Here is an 18,847-nt window from a genome sequence, read left to right on the forward strand (position 1 = left end):
GTTCCATGCAGATCTTCGACTACGACAACATCCTCCTGCTGCCGCGCAAATGCGTGGTGGAAAGCCGCTCCGAGTGTGACGCCAGTGTCACGCTGGGCGGCCGCACCTTCCGCATCCCGACCGTGCCCGCGAACATGAAAACGGTGGTCGACGAGACCATCTGCACCTGGCTGGCGCAGAACGGCTACTTCTACGTGATGCACCGCTTCGACCTCGACAACGTCCTGTTCGTGAAGGACATGCACGCCAAGGGCGTCTTCGCCTCCATCTCGCTGGGCGTCAAGAAGCCGGACTACGAGACGGTGGACCGCCTGGCCGCCGAGGGCTTGGCGCCCGAGTACATCACCATCGACATCGCACACGGCCACGCCGACACGGTGAAGAACATGATCGCCTACCTCAAGAAGAAGCTGCCGAAGGCCTTCGTGATCGCAGGCAACGTGGGCACGCCCGAGGCGGTGATCGACCTCGAGAACTGGGGCGCCGACGCCACCAAGGTCGGCATCGGCCCGGGCAAGGTCTGCATCACGAAGCTCAAGACCGGCTTCGGCACCGGCGGCTGGCAGCTGTCGGCGCTCAAGTGGTGCGCGCGAGTGGCCACCAAGCCCATCATCGCCGACGGCGGCATCCGCGACCACGGCGACATCGCCAAGAGCATCCGCTTCGGCGCGTCGATGGTGATGATCGGTTCGCTGTTCGCCGGCCACGAGGACTCCCCGGGCAGGACGGTGGAAGTCGACGGAGCGCTCTTCAAAGAGTACTACGGCTCGGCCAGCGACTTCAACAAGGGCGAGTACAAGCACGTCGAGGGCAAGCGCATCCTCGAGCCGATCAAGGGCAAGCTGGCCGACACGCTGGTCGAGATGGAACAGGACATCCAGAGTTCCATCAGCTACTCGGGCGGGCGCAAGCTCATGGATATCCGCAAGGTCAACTACGTCACGCTGGGCGGCGACAACGCGGGCGAGCACCTGCTGATGTAAGACGCGAGTGGCGCCGGGGTCGCTCGATTCTGGTTAGAATTTGCGCTGCGTTGGGGGGGTAGCTCAGCTGGGAGAGCGCCGCGTTCGCAATGCGGAGGTCGTGAGTTCGATCCTCATCCTCTCCACCAACTCTTCTCATGCGGCCTCGGCATTCGCCGGGGCCTTTTTGCTTTCAGGGTTTTCAGGCGTCCAGCGTCAGGTGCTGGCCGTGCAGCGCCGCAGCCGCGGGCGAGGCCAGGAAGCCGATGGTCTGGGCCGCCACCGTCGTCGAGACCCAGCTCTCAGGCTTGGCGTTGGGCATGGCCTGGCGGTTGGCCGGCGTGTCCAGCGTGCTGGGCGCAATGCTGTTCACTGTGATCCCATGCGGCGCCAGTTCGGCAGCCGAGGCTTCGACGAGGCGCTGCAGCGCGCTCTTCGACGCGATGTAGGCGGCCATGGCTGCGGCGCCGCGCGCGGCGCCCTTGGCCGTGACAGCAATCACGCTGCCGGACTTGCGCTCGATCATCGAGGGCACCAGCGCCTGCGAGACTGCGACGAAGGACCATGCGTTCAGGTTCATCATTCGGTCCCAGGCCGGGCGGCTCAGCGCGTGCACCTCTTCGCCCATCTCGAAGCCGCCGGCGATGTGCACCAGCGCATCCACATGCTTGAAGGCTGCAAGGATGCGACCAGCCGCATCCCCCATGCTCTCCCCGGAAGTCACGTCAGCCTCGAGCAACAGGTGTTGTGAGTTGTCCAGTCCCGGGAAGACGTTGACGATGTGTTCCATCCGGTGGTCGAGCAGGGCGATGCGGGCGCCCTGGTCGAGGAAGTGCTGCACGACGGCGCGGCCCAAGGCGCCGGCAGCGCCTGTGACCACGACATGGCGGGAGGTGTTGGGGTCGATCATTTCGCGGCTCCTTGTTCGGGCAGGCATCGTAACGCCGAGGTCACGCAGGAAACGTGCATCATTGTCCCTTTCCCCTCCCCTCCCCCTTTCAACTGCACTCGGAGACTTGTCATGAAAGAAGTAGTTGTTGTCAGCGGCGTTCGCACGGCGATCGGTACCTTCGGCGGCGCGCTCAAGGACGTGCCGCCCACGCGCCTCGCCGCGCTGGTGACCCAGGAAGCGCTCGCGCGCGCCAAAGTCGACGGCAAGGACGTGGGCCATGTGGTCTTCGGCCACGTGGTCAATACCGAGCCGCGCGACATGTACATGGCCCGCGTGGCCGCCATCGAGGGCGGCTGCGCCCAGGAAACGCCTGCGCTCACGGTCAACCGCCTCTGCGGCTCCGGCCTGCAGGCGATCGTGAGCGCGGCGCAGAGCATCCAGCTCGGCGACGCGAAGGTGGCCGTCGGCGGTGGCGCCGAGAGCATGAGCCGCGCCCCGCTGTCCTCGCTCACCGCGCGCTGGGGCGTGCGCATGGGCGACATGAAACTGGTGGACATGATGATCGGCGCGCTGCACGACCCCTTCGAGAACATCCACATGGGCGTGACGGCCGAGAACGTGGCCAAGAAGTGGAACATCAGCCGTGAGACGCAGGACCAGACCGCGCTGACCAGCCACCAGCGTGCGCAGAAGGCGATCGAGAGCGGCTACTTCAAGAGCCAGATCATCCCGGTGCCGCTGCAGAGCCGCAAGGGCCCGACGCAGTTCGACACCGACGAGCATGTGCGCTTCGACGCCAAGATGGAAGACATGGCCAAGCTCAAGCCCGCCTTCCTGAAGGAGAACGGCACGGTGACGGCCGGCAATGCCTCCGGCATCAACGACGCCGCCGCGGCCGTGGTGCTGATGGAGAAGGAAGAGGCGGCGCGCCGCGGCCTGAAGCCGATGGCGCGGATCGTGGCCTACGCCTTCGCTGGCGTGGACCCGAATTACATGGGCATCGGGCCGGTGCCGGCCTCGCGCAAGGCGCTGGAGAAGGCGGGCCTCAAAGCTTCGGACATGGACGTGGTCGAGGCCAACGAGGCCTTTGCCGCACAGGCTTGCGCGGTCAGTCAGGACCTCGGTCTGGACCCCGCGAAGGTGAACCCCAACGGCTCCGGCATCTCCCTCGGCCATCCGATCGGCGCCACCGGCGCGCTGATTACCGTCAAGGCGCTCTACGAGCTGGAGCGCATCCAGGGCCGCTATGCGCTGGTGACCATGTGCATCGGCGGCGGCCAGGGCATCGCCTGCATCTTCGAGCGCGCGTGAGACGAGGACGCATTCATTGTTGCTATAATCTTTGGATTGCCTGAATGACAGCAATGTCGATCAGGGGCTCTTAGCTCAGTTGGTAGAGCAGCGGACTCTTAATCCGTAGGTCGAGTGTTCGAGTCACTCAGGGCCCACCAAAATTACCGCACCAACGCTGAAAAGCCCGCCATCCGAAGATGGCGGGCTTTTTTCTTTGGAGGTGGTTTCGGACGGACTTTCACAGGCGCACCAGCGCGCAGTAAAAAAAAACGCGGGCGATGCGCCCGCGTCTTCCGTCCGGCCGCAGCCGGCCTCAGGCCGCCATGATCGACACGGCCTTGGTGTTGAGATAGGCCTCCATCGCCTCCGGCCCGCCCTCGGAACCGTAGCCCGAGTCCTTGACGCCGCCGAAGGGCATTTCCGGCGAAGGCGCGGCCGGCTGGTTGATCCACAGCATGCCGACTTCGAGCTGCTGCGACAGCAGGTGCGTGTTCTTGAACGAGCGCGTGAAGGCATAGCCCGCCAGGCCGAATGGCAGGCGGTTGGCCTCGGCAATGGCTTCCTCGAGCGCGTCGAAGCCGCGGATGGCGGCGACCGGCCCGAAGGGCTCGTTGTTGAACACGTCGGCTTCGAGGGGCACGTCAGTCAGCACGGTGGGGGCGAAGAAGTTGCCGACCGAGCCGATGCGCTCGCCGCCGGTCGCGACTTTCGCGCCCTTGCTCCGTGCATCGTCCAGGACCTGGGCCATGGCCGTGAGGCGGCGTGCATTGGCCAGCGGCCCGAGGGTCGTGCCCTCGGTCAGGCCGTCGCCCAGCTTGAGGCCTTCGGCATGTTTGACCAGCGCTTGCGCGAATTCGGCCTTGATGCTGTTGTGCACCAGGAAGCGCGTCGGCGAGATGCACACCTGCCCCGCGTTGCGGAACTTGGCGCCGCCCGCGGCCTTGACGGCAAGGGCAACGTCGGCATCGTCGGCGACGATCACCGGCGCGTGGCCGCCCAGTTCCATCGTGGCGCGCTTCATGTGCTGGCCGGCCAGGGCGGCGAGCTGCTTGCCCACCGGGGTGGAGCCCGTGAAGGTGACCTTGCGGATGATCGGATGCGCGATCAGGTAGCTGGAGATCTCGGCGGGGTTGCCGAACACCAGGCCCACCGTGCCGGGCGGCACACCGGCGTCGACGAAGGCCTGCAGCAGGGCCGCGGGCGAGGCTGGTGTCTCTTCGGGCGCCTTCGCCAGGAAGGAGCAGCCGGTGGCCAGCGCGGCACCCAGCTTGCGCACGACCTGGTTGATCGGGAAGTTCCAGGGCGTGAAGGCGGCCACTGGGCCGACCGGCTCCTTGATCACCAGTTGCTGCGCCGCCAGATTGCGCGAAGGCACGATGCGCCCGTAGACGCGGCGGCCTTCGTCGGCGAACCATTCGATGATGTCGGCGCCTGCGAGCACCTCGACGCGCGCCTCTGCGAAGGGCTTGCCCTGCTCCAGCGTCAGCAGGCGGGCGATCTCGGGTGCGCGCTCGCGCAGCAGACCGGCGGCCTTGCGCATGGTGGCCGCGCGTTCGTTGGCGGGGATCTTTCGCCAGGCCTGGAAGCCACGCTGCGCGGCCTCCAGCGCGCGGTCCAGGTCGGCGATGCCGGCGTGCGCGACCTTGCCGATGGACTTGCCGGTGGCCGGGTTGACGACGTCCAGGGTCTTGCCGCTCGCGGCGTCGCACCATTCGCCATTGATCAGCAGGCGGGTGTCAACGTAGGTCGATGTGCTCATGTCGGTCCTTGGGTTCTTTCAGGGGGGGATGTTGATGCCGGATTCGGACGGGAGCGGGCGCGAGGCCGTCCCGTGCGCCATTGTCGCCCGACGCGGCGGGTCGCCTCCACGAGTGGGACAAAACCCCTCGCGCCCGGGCTCCACATGGAGGCCTGGGCTTCGCGGACGCAAAAAAGCCCGCCTCGGGGAAGGCGGGCTTTGCAGAGAGATCGACGCTTCAACGGGTCGGCTTGAAGGCGCGGCGCTGCCCTTCGCGCGGCACGAAGGCCTTGGCGCCCCCATGCGCGCCGCCGTGTCCGCGAGGGCCACCAGCGCCAGCGCCAGCGCTGGCGCGCGGCGCGCTGTCGCCCCAGCCGGGCTTGCGGCCGTAGCTACCGGCCTCGTCACGGCCCCTCCCCTGCGCTTGGCCCGGGCCCTGGCCCTGGAAGCCGCGTGAAGGCGCGTGGCCGCGCGGCGCCGGGCCGCGGTCGTTGAAGCCGCTGGCATTGGCATAGCCGGCGCGCGGGCCGCCGAACTTGCGGTCGCGCGAATGGTTTTCGCGGTTCTCGCGACCGCGGCCGCCGCCGAAGTCTCCCTGCGGACGGCCCTGCGGGAAGCGCTGCTGCGGCTCCAGGCCGGGGATCACCTCGGCCGTGAAGGGCTGGCGGCTGTAGGCCTCGATGTCGAAGATCTTGCGGCGATCGCGGAACTCGGCAAAGGTCACGGCCAGGCCGTCGCGTCCGGCCCGGCCGGTGCGGCCGATACGGTGCGTGTAGTCCTCCGCCTTCATCGGCAGGCCGAAGTTGAAGACGTGGGTGATGGTCGGCACGTCGATGCCGCGCGCGGCCACGTCGGTGGCCACCAGGATCTGCACCTGACCCTGGCGCAGCGCCATCAGCCGGCGGTTGCGCAGGCCCTGGCTCAGCGCACCGTGCAGCGCCACTGCGCTGAAGCCGCCCTGTTGCAGGTCAGCAGCGAGGCCGTCGCATTCCACCTGCGTGCTGCAGAAGACGATGGCCTGGTTGATGCTGGTGTCGCGCAGCCAATGGTCGAGCAGCTTGCGCTTGTGCTGGGCGTTGTCGCTCCAGAACAGCACCTGCTTGATGTTGGCGTGCTTCTCCTGGGGGTTATCGATGGTCACGCGCTGCGGCTCGCGCATCACGCGCTGTGCCAGTTGCTGGATGCGCGGCGCGAAAGTGGCGCTGAACATCATGGTCTGCTGGCGCTCGATGGTGAGCTGGTTGATCTCGGCCAGGTCGTCGGCAAAGCCGAGGTCGAGCATCCGGTCGGCCTCGTCGACCACCAGGAACTTGACTTGGTCGAGCTTGATCTGCATCGAGCGCTGCAGGTCCAGCAGCCGGCCGGGCGTGGCGACCACGAGGTCGGCGTTCTGCAGCCGGGCGATCTGCAACTGATAGGGCATGCCGCCCACCACATTGGCGATACGCAGGCCGCGGCAGTGCTTCACCAGGTCGATCGCGTCGTGCGCGACCTGCTGGGCCAGCTCGCGCGTGGGGCACAGGATCAACGCGCCGGGGGTGGCGGCCTTGAAGTGGCGTGGGTTGGTCGGGTCCTTGCGCTTGCTCTTCTTGGGCTGCGCTTCGCCGCGGGCGGCGGCCTCAGCGGCTTGGCGCTGGTGCTCGGCCTTGGCCGCGGCAGCGGCTTCGGCCTGGCGCTGCAGCAGGGTGTGCAGCACAGGCAGCAGGAAAGCGGCGGTCTTGCCGCTGCCGGTCTGGCTGGAGACCATCAGGTCGACGAAGCGGGCTGCACCGTCGGCTCCGCCGCTGGCGCCCATGGCGCGGGGAATCGCCTGCGCCTGCACGGCAGTGGGCTGGGTGAAGCCAAGGTCTTGGACAGCAGCGATCAGTTCGCTCGCCAAGCCCATTTGGACGAAGCCGTTGGGCTGCGCCGGCTCGGCAGGTGCGACGGCGTCGAGTGCCTCGAGCACTTCGGAAGCCTCGGTGTGGGGAACGGAAGGCGATTCGCCGCGAACAGCAGCGAAGTCATCGGATTGCACAGGCGCGAAGTCGCCCTGCGCTTCAAAAGCGTCGGTCATTGAAAAATCCAAGTGCGGGCACCGCCGTGAGCGGCACCCCGTCGGGTGGCGAAAACATCAACCATCCAACGACATATCAGCCTAGGCTTTCGCCGAGGCTGCGGCCCATTCATGTGGGCGCGGTGTGCAAGATAGGGAGATGCAAGAAGCGCTCTGGGCACCTTCTTTGAAAGGACTGCCCGAAAGCGAAGCTATCGATTATCGCATGGCTCTGAAGTTTTCACCTAATCCTGCAGACGCAGGAAGGTATCGCGGTAGTGCGCCAGCTCCTCGATCGACTCGTGCACGTCGGCCAGCGCGGTATGGGCCTGCTGCTTCTTGAAGGCGTTGTAGGCGGCTGGCTTCCAGCGCTTGGCGAGCTCCTTGAGCGTGCTGACGTCCAGGTTGCGGTAGTGGAAATACGCCTCCAGCCTGGGCATGAACCTGACCAGGAAGCGACGGTCCTGACCGATGGTGTTGCCGCACATGGGCGAGCCGTGCTTCGGGATGTAGCGCGCCACGAATTCGAGCAGCTGCAGCTCGGCCGCCGCCTCGTCCAGCGTGGAAGCCTTGACCTTGTCGATCAGCCCGCTGCGACCGTGCGTACCTTTGTTCCAGGAGTCCATGCCGTCGAGTACCGCGTCGTTCTGGTGGATCACGAGTACCGGGCCGTCGATGCGGGGGGTGAGGTCGGGGCCGGTCACGACCACTGCGATCTCGAGCAAGCGTTCCTTCTCGGGGTCCAGACCGCTCATTTCGCAATCCAGCCAGACGAGGTTCTGGTCACTCTTCTTGAGTGTGGTGGCGGGCGCGGCTGCGGTCGTGGCGATGGAATCGGGCATCCGCCGATTGTCGTCGATGACCTTGAGCCCGAGTGGGCATGCCTGCGGGCTAAACTCGCTGCGCCATGGTTGCTCCCCTGCCCGCTTCGCTGTTGCTCACCCTCGCCTTCGCACTCGCGCTGGTCGCGGGCCTGATCGTGAAATTCTGGCTGGCCACGCGGCAGATCCGACACGTGGCAAGCCACCGCGACGCAGTGCCGGCTGCCTTCGCGCAGGCCATCACGCTTGCCGCGCACCAGAAGGCGGCCGACTACACGATCGCAAAGACCCGCTTCGGCTTGCTCGAGATGGTCTGGGGCGCGATGGTGCTGCTGGGCTGGACGCTGTTGGGCGGGCTCAACCTGCTCAACGAGCTGCTCCTCGACGCGCTGGGCGGCGGTATGTGGCAGCAGCTCGCGCTGCTCGCCGCCTTTGCCCTTATCGGCGGGCTGCTCGAGCTGCCTTTCACCTTGTGGCAGACCTTCCGGCTGGAGGAGCGCTTCGGCTTCAACAAGATGACCTGGCAACTCTGGCTGGCCGACGGCTTCAAGGCGCTGCTGCTGGGCGCACTGATCGGCCTGCCGATCGCGGCATTGATCCTCTGGTTGATGGGGGCGGCTGGCCGCTTGTGGTGGCTCTGGGGCTGGGGCGCGTGGATGGGTTTCAACCTCCTGCTGATGTTGGTCTACCCGACGTTCATCGCGCCGCTCTTCAACAAGTTCCAGCCGCTGGACGATGCCACGCTCAAGGCCCGCGTCACTGCGCTGATGCAGCGCTGCGGCTTCGCGGCCAAGGGTCTGTTCGTGATGGACGGCAGCAGGCGCAGCGCGCATGCCAACGCGTACTTCACCGGTTTCGGCGCCAGCAAGCGCGTGGTCTTCTACGACACGCTGCTACGCCAGCTCGATGCAGGCGAGGTCGAGGCGGTGCTCGCGCACGAGCTGGGGCACTTCAAGCACCGGCATGTGCTCAAGCGCATCGCCGCGATGTTCGCGCTGAGCCTGGCCGGCTTCGCGCTTCTGGGCTGGCTCTCCGGGCTTGCGTGGTTCTACACCGGGCTGGGCGTGCAGCCCAACATGGCCGCACCCAACGATGCGCTGGCGATTCTGCTGTTCATGCTTGCCGTGCCGGTGTTCGGCTTTTTCGTCGCACCGCTGCCAGCTCTGATCTCGCGCCGGCACGAGTTCGAGGCCGATGCCTATGCGATGGCCCAAGCCAGCCGGGCCGACCTGTCGCGGGCGCTGCTCAAGCTCTATCAGGACAACGCCTCGACGCTCACGCCGGATCCGGTGTTCGTCAAGTTCTACTACTCGCACCCGCCCGCGTCCGAGCGCCTCGCGCGGATGGCGGCCTGACCCTGGGAAGAGACGATCATGAGCAGCATGTTGAAACCCATCGACTGGAAGACGAAGGCGCGGCGAGCGCTGAGCGCGACGGAGATCGTGTCCCACCTCGCTCGGGTGGACGGATGGAAGCTCACCGGCGATGGTGCCGATGTCGCGATCGAGAAGACCTTCAGCTTCGCGAACTACTTCGAGACAATCGCCTTCGTGAACGCGCTTGCGCTTGTCGCGCACAAACAGGACCACCATCCCGACCTCTCGGTGCACTACAACCGATGCGTGGTGCGCTTCAACACGCACGACGTGGCTGGCCTCTCTGCCACGGACTTCGACTGCGCAGCGCAGGCGGATGCGCTGCTGGCCGCCTGAGCCGATGGACCGCACTCTTGGCTAAGCTCGCGCGCCCCCGGCCGCGCGGCGATTCCGACGGGCACATGGCGCGGCGCGACGGCCTCGTCATCGCGAGTCACGGCCGCCATTGCGTGGTCGAGACGCCGGAGGGCGAGCGCGTCATCTGCCATCCGCGCGGCAAGAAGAGCCAGGCCCTGGTCGGCGACCGGGTGCGCTGGCAGGCAAGCGAGGACGAAGGCACCATCGAGGAGGTGCAGGCGCGCAGGAACCTGTTCTACCGGCAGGACGAGATCCGCACCAAGTCCTTCGCAGCCAACCTCGACCAGGTGCTGATCCTGATCGCGGCCGAGCCCGAGTTTTCGGAAACGCAGCTGGCGCGCTCGCTGATCGCGGCGGCAGCCGAGCGCATCGCCTCCATCATCGCGCTCAACAAGAGCGACGTCGTGGCGCCTTTCGAGCGGGCCTGGGAGCGGCTGGCGCCCTATCGCCGCATGCACCACGGCGTGCTGCCGCTGTCGCTCAAGGCCTCGCCCGAAGTGGATCGCGCCACCCTGATGAAGCTGCTGGCGGGCAAGACCACGCTGGTGCTCGGCCCCTCCGGCGTAGGCAAGAGCACGCTGACCAACCTGCTGGTGCCCAGCGCGCGCGCTACGACGGCAGAGATCTCGCAGGCGCTGAATTCGGGCAAGCACACCACCACCAGCACCACCTGGTACTGGGTGGACGAGGCGCGCAGCACGGCGCTGATCGATTCACCGGGCTTCCAGGAATTCGGTCTGAACCACATCGAGCCGATGCAGCTCGCGTCGCTGATGCCCGACATCGCCGAGCACGCCGGCGAGTGCAAGTTCTACAACTGCACGCACCTGCACGAGCCGGGCTGCGGCGTGATCCCGCACGTGACCTCGCCGGGCCACCCGGGCTCGATCAGCCCCTCGCGCTACCGTATTTATGGCGAGCTGTTCGCCGAATTGAGCCAGCCTCGCCACCGATGAAAGTGCTGCTGTACTCCCATGTCTTCCATCCTTCGGTCGGCGGTGTCGAGACCGTGTCGCGGGCACTGGTCGAAGGCTTCGTGGCCCGCGGGGTCGAGTGCAGGGTCGTCACGCAGACGGCGAGTCAGGAGGTCGAGGTCTTTCCTTTCGAGGTGATCCGCCAGCCCTCGAGCCGGCATGTACGGGAGCTTCTGCGCTGGGCCGACGTGGTGCTGTTCAACGGCGCTACCATGGCGCTGCAGCCCTGGGTTCTGCTTTACCGCAAGCCCTTCGTCTGGGTGCATGTGGGCTATCAGGCTAGCTGCATCGACGGCGCGGGTTGGGTCGACGGCAAGCCGGCGCCGCTGTCCCCTTTCGCTTCCTTTCTCTTTCATGTGCGCCGCAGCGGCTACGCAAACGGCTTGAAGGAGGGCCTGAAGCTCCTGCTGCGCCGCGCCGTCGCCAAGTTCGGCGTGACGCGCAACGTCGCCATCACCGAATGGATGAACCAAGCCTTGCCGCTGCCACGGCAGGTGCAGATCTACAACCCTTTTCCAATCGAGCGATTCCGCGCAGCGGACCGCAAGGAAGCCGAGTACGAGTTCTTCTACATGGGCAGGCTGGTGCAGGAGAAAGGCGTGGACGTCCTGGTCCGCGCCTTCGCGAAGGTGCATGAGCGCCACCCCGGCCAACCGCGCCTGCTGCTGATCGGGGACGGCAGCGCACGAGCACAGATCGAGCGTCTGGTCGCAGAGCTGGGCATCGGGTCCTCGGTGCGCTTCGTCGGCGCGCAATCCGGGGAGGGCCTGGTCGACTGGGTGGCGAAGGGCATGATCGGCGTGATCCCCTCGGTGTGGTACGAGCCCATGGGGGGCGTCGCAGTGGAACTGCTGGCCGCGGGCAAGAGCCTCATCGTGTCGGCCCAGGGCGGACTGGCCGAATGCGTGGGCGATGCCGGGCTGACTTTTCCGAATGGTGACGACGAAGCCCTGGCCGCCCAGATGCAGCGCGTGCTGGACGATCCGGCCCTGCGCGCCACACAGGCGGCGAAGGCACGTGAGCGCGCCGGGAGCTTCGCACCCAGACGCCTCGTCGGCCAGTACATCGAGATGCTCTCAGGCATCGCTCGCAAGGCCTGAGCGCCCTGCCCGGCTTCAGCCCAGAATGTCGGTGAGCGCGTCGACCAGCGCGCTGCACTGCTCGCGCGTGCCGATGCTGATGCGCAGGTACTGCGCGATGCGCGGCTGGTCGAAATGCCGCACCAGCACCGCATGCGCTCGCAGCGCCGATGCCAGTGCCGCGGCATCGTGCGCGGGGTGACGCAAGAACAGGAAATTGGCCTGCGAGGGCAGGACCTCGAAGCCAAGGTCTTCGAGTTGCAGGGTCAAGCCCTCGCGGATGTCCATGACCTGATGCCGCGTATGGGCGAACCAGTCCTCATCCGCGAGCGCTGCGATAGCGCCTGCACTTGCGAGGCGATCGATCGGGTAGGAGTTGAAACTGTTCTTGACCCGCTGCAGCGCCTCGATCAAATGCGCCTGTGCGCAGGCAAAACCTACGCGCAACCCGGCGAGCGACCGCGACTTGGACAGGGTCTGCACCACCAGCAGATTCGGATGCCGCTCGATCAGCGGCAGCGCGCTCTCGCCGCCGAAATCCACGTAGGCCTCATCCACCAGCACCACGCGCCGCGGGCACGCTTCGAGCAGGCGTTGAATGCTGCCGAGCGGCAGGCCAGTGCCCGTCGGCGCATTGGGATTGGCGATCACGATGCCGCCACAGCCGGCTGCGGCGCGCGCGGCCATTGCGGGAACATCGATGCGCAGCCCGGCGTCCACCGGCTGCAGCTCGCAAGCAATGCCGTACAGCTGCGCATAGACGCGATAGAAGCTGTAGGTGACGTCCGGGATCAACAGTGGCTCGGCCTGCTGGAAGAAGGCGAAGAAGGCGTGGGCCAGCACCTCGTCGGACCCATTGCCAGCGAAGACCTGCGAGCTATCCAGTCCATGGCGTGCGGCAACGGCTTCGCGCAGCGCCACCGATTCAGGGTCGGGATAGCGCTCGAGCCCCTCGGAAGCCGCAGCCTCGATGGCTTCGAGCACATGGGGCGAAGGCCCGAAGGCGTTCTCGTTGGTGTTGAGCTTGACCAGCTTCGCGATGCTCGGCTGCTCGCCCGGCACATAGGGCTCGAGGGCCGCGACGCGCGGGCTCCAGAAGCTGGGCGTGGTGTTCAAGGGGATCGATCCGATGGGCTCAACCCAACAGGCGCGCCAGCGTGAGCAGCGCCAGCAGCACCATCCACATGACGACCGAGCGCCAGACCAGGCCCACCACGCTGCGCAGATGCGCAGGCTCGGGCTCGCGCCCCGGGGTGCTGCCGCTGTCCAGGTCGCGCGCGCCAGCGAGCGTGTCGCCCGCCTGCGCCCGCGACAGCGGATCAGGCAGCGGCACCGAGCTGAGCACGCCACCGCCGAGTCGCACATTGACCGCACCCGAGGTCGCGGCCAGGATCACACCGTCGTTCTCGTTGGGAAAGCGGCGGGCGTCATTGCGCCAGCAGTCGATCGCCTCCTCGAAGCTGCCGACCACGGCGAAGCCGATGGCCGTGATGCGGGCAGGCAGCCAGTCGATCAGCGCCCAAGCATGGTCGGCCGCTTGCTGGACCCAGATGCTGGAGGGTTGGACCGAGGCGTTGTTCTTGTGCGCCCAGTAGCGCGCGACGAACTCGCTCATGCGGTAGAACACCGCCCCGGCCGGCCCCAGCCCGAACGCGGCAAGGATCGAGAACCAAGCCAGGACGCCGAACACATGGCGGTGCGCCGCGATCACGGAATGCTCGATCACATGGCGCACGATCTCGCTGCGGGGCAGGTCCGCCGCATCCACGCGCTGCCAGTGAGCCAGCAGTGAGCGGGCCAATGCCTCGTCGCCCACGTCGAGGGCGTCGCGAATGCCGGTGAAGTGGTGGCTGAACTGCCTGAATCCGAGCGTGACGTAGAGCACCGCCACGCTCCACAGCACGGCGAAGGGCAGGCCGAGCGTGAGCGCCAGCAGCCAGTGCACGCCCAGCGCAAGCGCCGTGGGCACCAGCACCGCGAGCGCCCAGGCGACCCAGCCGTGATGCGGCTTGCCGGCGTCGAAGTTGCGGCTGGTCCAACGCGTCCATGCCAGGACGCCGCCATACACCGGGTTGTGATATGCGAGCGGCCGCACCTGCTCGATCAGCAAGGCGCACAAGATCGCAAAGAAGCTCATTCGTCGATGATAGCGAGTGGTCCCCGGCGTCGCGCCAGGCGCCGGCATCGTGCCGTCAGGCCGAGAGGAAGCGGTAGAGGTTGCGCAGCATGCCGGCCGTCGCACCCCAGACATAGCGCTCGTGCGCACCATCTTGGTAGGGCATCGAGAACCATTCGCGCGACTGGAGCTCGTCGTCGACCAGGGCGTGGCGGCGGTGGTTCGCCGGGTTCATCAGGTAGGCGAGCGGGACCTCGAAGGCCTGCGCGACCTCAAAGGGATTGAGGGTCAGCTCGAAGTCCGGGTGCACGAGACCGACCACCGGCGTCACCACAAAGGAGGTGACCGTCGTGTAGGTGGGTAGCGTCCCCAGTACCTCGATGTACTCGGCCGAGAGGCCAACCTCTTCCCATGCTTCGCGAAGGGCGGCGGCCGCGACGTTGGCATCCTCAGGGTCGACCCGCCCGCCGGGAAAGGCCACTTGGCCCGAATGGGTGGACAGGTTGGCGGTCCGCTCGGTGAGGAGCACGGTGGGCACCTCGCGCAGCACGATCGGCACCAGCACTGCGGCTGCGGCCGGCAAGCGGCTCGTCAGGCGCGGCTCGCTCCGCAGTTCGGGCGCCCAGGCAGGCGGGGCGGCGAAGCGAGCACGCAGCGCTTGCGCATCGAAACGCGTGTGCGGAACAGCGGCAAGCGTGGTGTCGACGCCGACCACCGGCACCTGGCGCGGATCGAAGGAACGCAGTGCCGAAGGCAAAACGGCGTTGACGGTCTCTTCGGCGGGGGCGGTGGGCATGGCGGGTGGCGGAGCGGTCAAGTCGGGACCTGGAGAGTAAAACGCTAAACGGCGCCGTGGGGACAAGCGGCGCCACGACAAAAATCACGATCGCTTCGTTTCTTCAGGGCAACAACGCAAAAAAGCCGCCCAGAGTGGCGGCTTTTTGCAGGCAAGAGGCACTCTTTACTGAGCTGCTGCTGCGGAGGACTTGCCGGGCAGCTTTTCCTTGATGCGTGCCGAACGGCCGCTGCGCTCGCGCAGGTAGTACAGCTTGGCGCGGCGCACATCGCCGCGGCGCTTGACTTCGATGCCGGCGATCAGCGGGCTGTACGTCTGGAAAGTACGCTCGACGCCTTCACCGCTGGAGATCTTGCGCACTGTGAAGCCGCTGTTGAGGCCACGATTGCGCTTGGCGATCACGACGCCTTCGTAGGCCTGGACGCGCTTGCGGCTGCCTTCGACGACGTTGACGCTGACAATGACTGTGTCGCCAGGCATGAAATCGGGAATCTTCTTGCCGAGCCGGGCAATTTCTTCCTGCTCGAGGATCTGGATGAGGTTCATGGCTTTCCTGAATTCGATCGTGCACGCGCTACACAAGGGGCGTCTTGCAGGCTGAGGGCCTGGGCCGACGCGGCCGGCAGAGGATCGGGGAGCCCAAGATTATAGCTTTTTCCCAAGCGCCTTCTCGTCCGCCGCATTCAGGCGGCCCGACGCGCGCGCCGCATCGATCAACTCCGGACGCTTCTGCAGCGTGATCGCGAGTCGCTGGTCGCGGCGCCAACGCTCGATCTGCTCATGGTGTCCCGAGAGCAGAACCGACGGCACCCCTTGCCCTTTCCATTGCTCGGGGCGGGTGTAGTGGGGACAGTCGAGCAAGCCATCCAGTGCCGGGTTGAAGCTGTCCTGGATGTGGCTCGCCTCGTCGCCCAACACCCCGGGCTGCAGCCGCGCTACCGCGTCCAGCAGGGCCATGGCAGGAATCTCGCCGCCCGAGAGCACGAAGTCGCCCAGGCTGAGCTGATGCGTCACCCGGGCGTCGATGAACCGCTGGTCTATGCCTTCATAGCGGCCGCATACCAGGACCGCACCCTCGCCCGCAGCCCAGTGCTCGACGGCCCGGTGCTGCAGGACTTCTCCGGTCGGCGAGAACATGACGACAGGCGCCTCGCCCCCGCGCGCGGCGAGTGCGGCATCCAGGCAAGCCGACAACGGCTCGGCCATCATGACCATGCCGGGCCCGCCGCCGAACGGCCGGTCGTCCACGCGGCGGTAGTTGCCCTCGGCGAAATCGCGCGGGCTCCACAGCACAACCTCGACCTGTCCGGTCTCGAAGGCACGCCGCGTCACGCCGGTCGCGAGGAAGGGCGCGAACAGCTCGGGGAACAGAGTGATGACGTCGAAGCGCATGGGGGCGCCGGAGTCGGTGCGGCTCGGCTTTCCTAGTAGTCGGGCTGCCAGTCGACCGTAATCAGCCGGCCCGCCAGGTCCACCCTGTCGACGAAGGCCGAGACGAAGGGAATCATCCGCTCAACCGGCTTGCCGCCCTCCAGGGCCTCCAGCACCAGCGTGGTCTGCGGGCCGCTGGCGAGCATCTCGCGAACCGTGCCGAGCGCGGCGCCCTCCCGGTTCACCACGGAAAGGCCGATCAGATCGACCCAGTAGTACTCGTCTTCCGCGGCCGTGGGAAAGCTCGAGCGTGCCACGAACACGCGCGCGCCGCGCAGCGCCTCGGCCGCGTTGCGGTCGGGCACATCCTCGGAGGAGGCGACGATGCAGTCGGAATGTTCCTTGGCCTCGCGGATGGCCAACCGGAATGCGCCGGTGGTCTTGCCAGGCGGCTGCAGGAACCAACGCTTGGAGGAGAAAAGCGCCTCAGGCTTGGCGCTGTGGGGCAGGACCTTGAACCAGCCCTTGATACCCCATGCATCGGCGATGCGCGCCACTTCGATTGCATCCGCCGGCAGTTCGGCGGCTTCGAGCGTGGGCAGCATCGCCGGAGCGGGCGGCTTAGGCGGCCGCCTTGGGTGCCGCGGCGGCGGCTTGCTTGATCAGGCGGGTGACCGTTGGGGAGGCCTGCGCGCCGACACCCTGCCAATAGGCCAGGCGATCCTGCGCGATGCGGATGCCTTCCTCGTTGTCCTTGGCCGTGGGGTTGTAGAAGCCCAGGCGCTCGATGAATCGGCCATCGCGGCGCACGCGCTTGTCCGACACGACGATGTTGAAGAACGGACGACCTTTGGAGCCGCCGCGGGAGAGTCGGATCACGACCATGATTTATCCTTCGGGTGGTGCAACGAACACTGAAACGGTTCGCCCACGGAGTTCTTTCAGCGTCGAGACACGCGACATAGCCACCCGGCCAGCGCACGCTGAAAAGCCCGCGATTATAGCCCGAGTGATATTCCCCACCTTTCCCGGCCTGTGCCGGGCCTTCCGAATGACCGCTATCCGCCCCAGCCTCGACCAAGACATTGCGGCGATCACAGCCATCTACGCGCACCACGTGCTGCACGGCACCGGCACCTTCGAGACCGAGCCGCCCACGGCCGCCGACATGGCGGCACGGCGAGCCGACGTGCTGGACAGGAACCTTCCCTACCTGGTGGCCGAGCGCGACGGCGAACTGCTGGGCTTTGCCTACTGCAACTGGTTCAAGCCGCGCCCCGCCTATCGCTTCTCCGCCGAGGACTCGATCTACCTGGCCGAGGCCGCGCGCGGCCAGGGGCTCGGCGCCAGGCTACTTGCTGCATTGATCGAGGCCGCCGAATCCGCTGGCGTGCGCAAGCTGATCGCTGTCATCGGCGACTCGGCCAACGCCGGCTCGATCGGCGTGCACCGCACGTTGGGCTTTGAGCACGTGGGCGTGCTGAAGGACTGCGGCTGGAAGTTCGGCCAGTGGCGCGATGTGGTCTTGATGGACAAGGTGCTGGGCCAAGGCAGCGCGACGAGTCCCGAATGAAGAACAAGACCGTGGCCGCCTGGCTCGCCTTCCTCGGCGGACCGCTGGGCCTGCACTGCTTCTACCTGCGTGGCTTCGGTAGCACGCTCGGCTGGCTGCTCCCCATCCCGACCGCCCTCGGGCTTTACGGCATCGAGCGCGTCCGCTTCTACGGGGTGGACGACGCCTGGAGCTGGCTTCTGTTACCGCTGCTGGGCTTTACGATCGCGGGCTGCGCCCTCACTGCGATCGTGTACGGATTGATGGCGCCGGAGAAATGGAATGCGCGCTACAACGCCGGAGCCGCGCCGGATGCCATGCCCGGACGCAGCAATTGGCTCACCATCGGCGCCGTCGTCCTGGCCTTGTTCTTCGGCAGCACCATCCTGATGGCCAGCATCGCCTTCAGCTTCCAGCGCTTCTTCGAGCACCAGATCGAAGAGGGGCGCCGGATCTCACAGTAGGCGCAATCAGAAAATCTGCAAGCCGATCCAGTAGGCGACGGCTGCCACGAAGGCTGACGCCGGGATCGTGAAGATCCAGGCCCAGACGATATTGCCGGCCACGCCCCAGCGCACCGCGCTGGCGCGCTGCGTCGAGCCCACGCCGACGATCGCACCGGTGATGGTGTGCGTGGTTGACACGGGGATACCCAGCGCCGTGGCGAGGAACAGCGTCAGCGCCCCGCCCGTCTCGGCGCAGAAGCCGCCCACTGGTTTCAGCTTCGTGATCTTCTGGCCCATGGTCTTGACGATGCGCCAGCCGCCGAACATGGTGCCCAGCGCAATCGCCGCGTAACAGGTAGCAATGGTCCAGGCCGGGGGCGCGTCAGCGTTGGCGGCCGCGTGGCCGGTTGCGATCAGAAGCATCCAGATGATGCCGATGGTCTTCTGCGCATCGTTGCCGCCGTGACCCAGGCTGTATGCGCCGGCCGAGACCAGTTGCAGCGTACGAAACCACCGGTCCACGCGCGATGGCGTCGAGCGGCGGAAGAGCCAGGCGACGAGCACCATCATCATCGAGCCGAGCAGGAATCCCAGCAACGGCGACACGAAGATGAAAGCGACCGTCTTCCAGATTCCGGCCGCGACGAGCGAGCCGGCACCCGCCTTCGACATCACCGCGCCGACGATGCCGCCGATCAGCGCATGCGAGGAGCTGCTGGGAATGCCGTAGTACCAGGTGACGAAATTCCAGCTGATGGCGCCCATCAGCGCCCCGAAGACCACGTGCACGTCGACCACCCCGGGTTGCACGATGCCCTTCCCGACGGTCGCCGCCACGCTGAGGTGGAAGACGAAGACCGCGACCAGGTTGAAGAAGGCGGCGAACACCACCGCGTGCCCGGGCTTGAGCACGCCGGTGGACACGACCGTGGCAATCGAGTTCGCCGCGTCGTGGAAGCCGTTCATGAAGTCGAATGCGATGGCCAGCACGACCAGCAGCACCACCACCCAGAGGGCGACCTGGACCGATTCCATTCGG

General features: G+C 66.7%; 20 protein-coding genes and 2 tRNA genes. 10 read left to right on the top strand and 12 right to left on the bottom strand.

The window, feature by feature from the left end; genetic code table 11:
* Nucleotides 1-5: 5 nt before the first annotated feature.
* Together G3W89_RS21990 and G3W89_RS21995 are read left to right on the top strand one after the other, a co-directional pair.
* Nucleotides 6-983, top strand: a complete 978-nt coding sequence (locus tag G3W89_RS21990; RefSeq protein WP_162576164.1) for a GMP reductase — start codon at nt 6-8, stop codon at nt 981-983.
* 52 nt (nt 984-1,035) lie between these two features.
* Nucleotides 1,036-1,111: transfer RNA gene (locus G3W89_RS21995), tRNA-Ala, on the top strand.
* Nucleotides 1,112-1,164: 53 nt separating this feature from the next.
* On the opposite strand, the gene G3W89_RS22000 is transcribed toward G3W89_RS21995, so the two are convergent.
* Nucleotides 1,165-1,872, bottom strand: coding sequence for an SDR family NAD(P)-dependent oxidoreductase (locus G3W89_RS22000; RefSeq protein WP_162576165.1), 708 nt, complete (start codon nt 1,870-1,872; stop codon nt 1,165-1,167).
* Between the two features lie 111 nt (nt 1,873-1,983).
* Between G3W89_RS22000 and bktB the strand changes: the two genes are divergently transcribed.
* On the top strand, nt 1,984-3,165 hold the full coding sequence (gene bktB, locus G3W89_RS22005; RefSeq protein WP_162576166.1) for a beta-ketothiolase BktB: 1,182 nt from the start codon (nt 1,984-1,986) through the stop codon (nt 3,163-3,165).
* A 64-nt stretch (nt 3,166-3,229) separates the two neighbouring features.
* Nucleotides 3,230-3,305, top strand: a tRNA-Lys gene (locus G3W89_RS22010).
* Nucleotides 3,306-3,460: 155 nt separating this feature from the next.
* On the opposite strand, the gene G3W89_RS22015 is transcribed toward G3W89_RS22010, so the two are convergent.
* From G3W89_RS22015 to orn, 3 genes are all read right to left on the bottom strand, one after another.
* Complete coding sequence (locus G3W89_RS22015; protein ID WP_162576167.1) at nt 3,461-4,906, bottom strand: NAD-dependent succinate-semialdehyde dehydrogenase; 1,446 nt, start codon at nt 4,904-4,906, stop codon at nt 3,461-3,463.
* 217 nt (nt 4,907-5,123) lie between these two features.
* On the bottom strand, nt 5,124-6,941 hold the full coding sequence (locus tag G3W89_RS22020; protein WP_162576168.1) for a DEAD/DEAH box helicase: 1,818 nt from the start codon (nt 6,939-6,941) through the stop codon (nt 5,124-5,126).
* A 224-nt stretch (nt 6,942-7,165) separates the two neighbouring features.
* Nucleotides 7,166-7,762, bottom strand: a complete 597-nt coding sequence (gene orn / locus G3W89_RS22025; protein WP_162576169.1) for an oligoribonuclease — start codon at nt 7,760-7,762, stop codon at nt 7,166-7,168.
* Between the two features lie 65 nt (nt 7,763-7,827).
* On the opposite strand from orn, the gene G3W89_RS22030 reads away from it, so the two are divergent.
* The 4 genes from G3W89_RS22030 to G3W89_RS22045 all read left to right on the top strand — a co-directional run bounded on the left by G3W89_RS22030 (nt 7,828) and on the right by G3W89_RS22045 (nt 11,548).
* On the top strand, nt 7,828-9,096 hold the full coding sequence (locus tag G3W89_RS22030; RefSeq protein WP_232076678.1) for a M48 family metallopeptidase: 1,269 nt from the start codon (nt 7,828-7,830) through the stop codon (nt 9,094-9,096).
* 18 nt (nt 9,097-9,114) lie between these two features.
* The gene (locus G3W89_RS22035; RefSeq protein ID WP_162576170.1) at nt 9,115-9,453 is read left to right on the top strand and encodes a 4a-hydroxytetrahydrobiopterin dehydratase; all 339 of its coding nucleotides are present in this window, start codon (nt 9,115-9,117) and stop codon (nt 9,451-9,453) included.
* A gap of 65 nt (nt 9,454-9,518) precedes the next feature.
* Nucleotides 9,519-10,430, top strand: coding sequence for a ribosome small subunit-dependent GTPase A (rsgA, locus tag G3W89_RS22040; protein WP_162577598.1), 912 nt, complete (start codon nt 9,519-9,521; stop codon nt 10,428-10,430).
* Complete coding sequence (locus G3W89_RS22045; protein WP_162576171.1) at nt 10,427-11,548, top strand: glycosyltransferase family 4 protein; 1,122 nt, start codon at nt 10,427-10,429, stop codon at nt 11,546-11,548. The genes rsgA and G3W89_RS22045 overlap by 4 nt, the downstream gene beginning before the upstream one ends.
* 15 nt (nt 11,549-11,563) lie before the next feature.
* On the opposite strand, the gene hisC is transcribed toward G3W89_RS22045, so the two are convergent.
* The 7 genes from hisC to rpsP all read right to left on the bottom strand — a co-directional run bounded on the left by hisC (nt 11,564) and on the right by rpsP (nt 16,695).
* Complete coding sequence (hisC, locus tag G3W89_RS22050; protein WP_162576172.1) at nt 11,564-12,643, bottom strand: histidinol-phosphate transaminase; 1,080 nt, start codon at nt 12,641-12,643, stop codon at nt 11,564-11,566.
* Nucleotides 12,644-12,662: 19 nt separating this feature from the next.
* Nucleotides 12,663-13,664 (bottom strand): CobD/CbiB family protein, encoded by a 1,002-nt coding sequence (locus G3W89_RS22055; RefSeq protein ID WP_162576173.1) that lies wholly within the window; start codon nt 13,662-13,664, stop codon nt 12,663-12,665.
* 55 nt (nt 13,665-13,719) lie between these two features.
* Nucleotides 13,720-14,439, bottom strand: a complete 720-nt coding sequence (locus G3W89_RS22060; protein WP_162576174.1) for a CoA pyrophosphatase — start codon at nt 14,437-14,439, stop codon at nt 13,720-13,722.
* A gap of 165 nt (nt 14,440-14,604) precedes the next feature.
* The gene (gene rplS / locus G3W89_RS22065) at nt 14,605-14,985 is read right to left on the bottom strand and encodes a 50S ribosomal protein L19 (protein ID WP_162576175.1); all 381 of its coding nucleotides are present in this window, start codon (nt 14,983-14,985) and stop codon (nt 14,605-14,607) included.
* Nucleotides 14,986-15,084: 99 nt separating this feature from the next.
* The gene (gene trmD, locus G3W89_RS22070; RefSeq protein WP_162576176.1) at nt 15,085-15,831 is read right to left on the bottom strand and encodes a tRNA (guanosine(37)-N1)-methyltransferase TrmD; all 747 of its coding nucleotides are present in this window, start codon (nt 15,829-15,831) and stop codon (nt 15,085-15,087) included.
* Nucleotides 15,832-15,863: 32 nt separating this feature from the next.
* Nucleotides 15,864-16,415 (bottom strand): ribosome maturation factor RimM, encoded by a 552-nt coding sequence (gene rimM / locus G3W89_RS22075; protein WP_162576177.1) that lies wholly within the window; start codon nt 16,413-16,415, stop codon nt 15,864-15,866.
* Nucleotides 16,416-16,431: 16 nt separating this feature from the next.
* Nucleotides 16,432-16,695, bottom strand: coding sequence for a 30S ribosomal protein S16 (rpsP, locus tag G3W89_RS22080; RefSeq protein WP_068676152.1), 264 nt, complete (start codon nt 16,693-16,695; stop codon nt 16,432-16,434).
* A gap of 166 nt (nt 16,696-16,861) precedes the next feature.
* Between rpsP and G3W89_RS22085 the strand changes: the two genes are divergently transcribed.
* Together G3W89_RS22085 and G3W89_RS22090 are read left to right on the top strand one after the other, a co-directional pair.
* The gene (locus tag G3W89_RS22085; protein ID WP_162576178.1) at nt 16,862-17,383 is read left to right on the top strand and encodes a GNAT family N-acetyltransferase; all 522 of its coding nucleotides are present in this window, start codon (nt 16,862-16,864) and stop codon (nt 17,381-17,383) included.
* On the top strand, nt 17,380-17,826 hold the full coding sequence (locus G3W89_RS22090) for a hypothetical protein (RefSeq protein WP_162576179.1): 447 nt from the start codon (nt 17,380-17,382) through the stop codon (nt 17,824-17,826). Before G3W89_RS22085 ends, G3W89_RS22090 begins: the two co-directional genes overlap by 4 nt.
* 6 nt (nt 17,827-17,832) lie before the next feature.
* Here the strand turns inward: G3W89_RS22090 and G3W89_RS22095 are convergent, their stop codons facing one another.
* Nucleotides 17,833-18,843: an inorganic phosphate transporter gene (locus tag G3W89_RS22095; protein WP_162576180.1), complete on the bottom strand. Its 1,011-nt coding sequence runs from the start codon at nt 18,841-18,843 to the stop codon at nt 17,833-17,835.
* Nucleotides 18,844-18,847: the final 4 nt, after the last annotated feature.

Source organism: Variovorax sp. PBL-H6, from assembly GCF_901827155.1.
Classification (GTDB): domain Bacteria; phylum Pseudomonadota; class Gammaproteobacteria; order Burkholderiales; family Burkholderiaceae_C; genus Variovorax.

Coding starts and splice junctions, on each gene's coding strand:
- G3W89_RS21990 (WP_162576164.1), top strand. CDS start 6: ATGCAGATCTTCGACTACGACAACATCCTCCTGCTGCCGCGCAAATGC.
- G3W89_RS22000 (WP_162576165.1), bottom strand. CDS start 1,872: ATGATCGACCCCAACACCTCCCGCCATGTCGTGGTCACAGGCGCTGCC.
- bktB (WP_162576166.1), top strand. CDS start 1,984: ATGAAAGAAGTAGTTGTTGTCAGCGGCGTTCGCACGGCGATCGGTACC.
- G3W89_RS22015 (WP_162576167.1), bottom strand. CDS start 4,906: ATGAGCACATCGACCTACGTTGACACCCGCCTGCTGATCAATGGCGAA.
- G3W89_RS22020 (WP_162576168.1), bottom strand. CDS start 6,941: ATGACCGACGCTTTTGAAGCGCAGGGCGACTTCGCGCCTGTGCAATCC.
- orn (WP_162576169.1), bottom strand. CDS start 7,762: ATGCCCGATTCCATCGCCACGACCGCAGCCGCGCCCGCCACCACACTC.
- G3W89_RS22030 (WP_232076678.1), top strand. CDS start 7,828: ATGGTTGCTCCCCTGCCCGCTTCGCTGTTGCTCACCCTCGCCTTCGCA.
- G3W89_RS22035 (WP_162576170.1), top strand. CDS start 9,115: ATGAGCAGCATGTTGAAACCCATCGACTGGAAGACGAAGGCGCGGCGA.
- rsgA (WP_162577598.1), top strand. CDS start 9,519: ATGGCGCGGCGCGACGGCCTCGTCATCGCGAGTCACGGCCGCCATTGC.
- G3W89_RS22045 (WP_162576171.1), top strand. CDS start 10,427: ATGAAAGTGCTGCTGTACTCCCATGTCTTCCATCCTTCGGTCGGCGGT.
- G3W89_RS22055 (WP_162576173.1), bottom strand. CDS start 13,664: ATGAGCTTCTTTGCGATCTTGTGCGCCTTGCTGATCGAGCAGGTGCGG.
- G3W89_RS22060 (WP_162576174.1), bottom strand. CDS start 14,439: ATGCCCACCGCCCCCGCCGAAGAGACCGTCAACGCCGTTTTGCCTTCG.
- rplS (WP_162576175.1), bottom strand. CDS start 14,985: ATGAACCTCATCCAGATCCTCGAGCAGGAAGAAATTGCCCGGCTCGGC.
- trmD (WP_162576176.1), bottom strand. CDS start 15,831: ATGCGCTTCGACGTCATCACTCTGTTCCCCGAGCTGTTCGCGCCCTTC.
- rimM (WP_162576177.1), bottom strand. CDS start 16,415: ATGCTGCCCACGCTCGAAGCCGCCGAACTGCCGGCGGATGCAATCGAA.
- rpsP (WP_068676152.1), bottom strand. CDS start 16,695: ATGGTCGTGATCCGACTCTCCCGCGGCGGCTCCAAAGGTCGTCCGTTC.
- G3W89_RS22085 (WP_162576178.1), top strand. CDS start 16,862: ATGACCGCTATCCGCCCCAGCCTCGACCAAGACATTGCGGCGATCACA.
- G3W89_RS22090 (WP_162576179.1), top strand. CDS start 17,380: ATGAAGAACAAGACCGTGGCCGCCTGGCTCGCCTTCCTCGGCGGACCG.
- G3W89_RS22095 (WP_162576180.1), bottom strand. CDS start 18,843: ATGGAATCGGTCCAGGTCGCCCTCTGGGTGGTGGTGCTGCTGGTCGTG.